The sequence below is a fragment of the uncultured Aliiroseovarius sp. genome (assembly GCF_947497285.1).
Classification (GTDB): Bacteria; Pseudomonadota; Alphaproteobacteria; order Rhodobacterales; family Rhodobacteraceae; genus Aliiroseovarius.
The window spans coordinates 1-1941 of record NZ_CANMFT010000016.1 but is presented as its reverse complement, the minus strand read 5'-3'; the positions used below and the strand labels follow the sequence as shown (position 1 = coordinate 1941).

The window sequence follows — 1941 nt, the reverse complement described above, 5'->3', positions numbered from 1 at the left end:
AAACGTTATATTTTCCTCATTTTCCGCTCTTTTGGTTCCTTCTTTTTCGGCGGCTTTGATTTCTGCAGTGACGGTATCGAGGGCGTTCATTGCCATGTCGCGGAGGGTTGCCTGGGCAGCCTTAGCGTTTACACGCAGGGCTTCCATATCGGCGTTACGGACGTCTCGGTGGGCCGTGAAGTTGATCTTTGGCAGACCCCGGAGCTCTGCGTCCAGCGAAGGCAGCGTACGAAAGTAGGCAGGCGCCGCAGCCGTGCGGATTGCAGCGTTCTCGGTGCGCCAGGTGGCGATGAGGCGCTGGCAGACAGCCGCGGAGTCAACTGCCGAGGTTTCGGCAGCGGTAGCGTCAATCTCGGTCTGGTTGATCATGTCGAGGATCTTGCGATTGCGCGCCTCGGCGGCGGTAAGGTTATCCTCGATGGTTTTAATGCGGGTATCGACCAGCGCCTTGGCAGCGTTGCGGAAGCGGATACGAGCAGCATCGAGCGCACGGCGCGCAGCAACGTGGCGGCGGTGCACCTTGCGGTACCCCGGGTAGGGATCGAACACCAGGAACCCCTTAGCGGCGAAAGCAAGGGCAAAGCCCATGCCGATGGCGAAGAGCAGGGCTGCGGACGGGGTATTCATGAAGCCGGTGGGCTCTTCGATGAGGCGGGCAAAGGCCTGGCGATAAGCGGCGCCATCGGGGTCTGCATCAATCGCCGCACGCACGGTGCCGAGATAGGCGTTGTAGCCCAGGGTGGCTGCGCTGCCCGTGAGCGTGGCGAGTAGACCGAGGATTCTCGGCACGGGGCGGACGTGGATTGCATGGCGTAGGCCGAAGAGACCTGTGACGAAGAAGCCGAGGAAAAGGTTGCCGACCGAGTAGGTGGCTGCGGTGAGCCAGCCGCCGATCAGACCGTAGTCGGAGACATCGGCGAAGGTCTGGGCGTTGAGGATGGATTCCGCCAGCAACAGCACCGCCCCCAGCCCCATCACGAGGATGGGTGACTTGGCATAGGTCGCTTCGCGGGTGAGATCGTTGTCACGGCGGAACTTGCGCAGCTCCATCAGCGCGGCGGCATCGCTTTCGGCCAATGCGGTGATGGAATCCCGGTTCTCGTCGCGCAGCTTGGCCAGGGCGAAGCCGGCCTCGGAGACCTGGGCATCGGTGTCCCGCTCGGCCGGGGTAGGCAACAGGGCGTTGGAAGTCTTGGTGCGTTCGGCGACGCGTTTCTTGAACCACTGGGCGACCTCGTCAATGGCGTGCTGGCCGCGGGTCAGAACCTTGATCTCGAACTCGGTGGGCTCGGTCTCTGCGGTGTCGGGGTGGTTGCGGGTGCCGTCGGCGCGGGCGCGGGCGACGAGGTCAAGCTCACGGGCCAGGCTCTTCTCGCGCAGGGTCAGGGCGGTGTCGAAGTCGGGGAAGAGGCGGGTGATGAAGGTCATGGGGGTGGCTCCGGGTTGGGTGTGTGACGGGTGTCGTCGTCTGGTCTGATGCGGTTGATCTTAGAGAAACGGTTTTGCGGTGCTTTCGTTGCAAGCTTGCGGTGTATGTCCCCCGCCAAAAGGAAAGCCCCCGCCGAGGCGGGGGCTGGTGTTGGTCCGGGTGGGACCGGTTTGGGCAGCTCAGTAGGACTTGCTGCGGGTGTTGCCCTTGCCGTCGGAGCGCGAGATCCGGGTGATTTTGCCCGACGAAAGGACGTTGCCACCGGTGCGGGTGATCGACTTGGACGAACCGTCGTTGTAACGGGTGGTGGTGGTCCGGTGGGTCGGGCCGTTGTTGTTGCGGTGGGTGGTTGTGGTTTTGCGGGCCATGGGCGCCTCCTGGTTGATGTGTTGCGATGGACCTCTTTTGCCACACCCGGCCAGACCCCGCTGGCTCTGCAAGCTTGCAACAAACCAAACCCAACTACAGAGCATCAACCCCAAACCGCCCCACCCAAACGCAAACACCCCCGC

2 protein-coding genes are annotated in these 1941 nt (G+C 63.1%); both read right to left on the bottom strand.

Annotated elements, in window-relative coordinates; genetic code table 11:
• The coding region (locus Q0864_RS16535) for a hypothetical protein (RefSeq protein ID WP_298572069.1) at positions 1-1428 on the bottom strand (1428 nt) is incomplete at its 3' end.
• A gap of 180 nt (positions 1429-1608) precedes the next feature.
• Complete coding sequence (locus tag Q0864_RS16530; RefSeq protein ID WP_298572067.1) at positions 1609-1797, bottom strand: hypothetical protein; 189 nt, start codon at positions 1795-1797, stop codon at positions 1609-1611.
• Between the last annotated feature and the right edge of the window lie 144 nt (positions 1798-1941).

Coding starts and splice junctions, on each gene's coding strand:
- Q0864_RS16530 (WP_298572067.1), bottom strand. CDS start 1,797: ATGGCCCGCAAAACCACAACCACCCACCGCAACAACAACGGCCCGACC.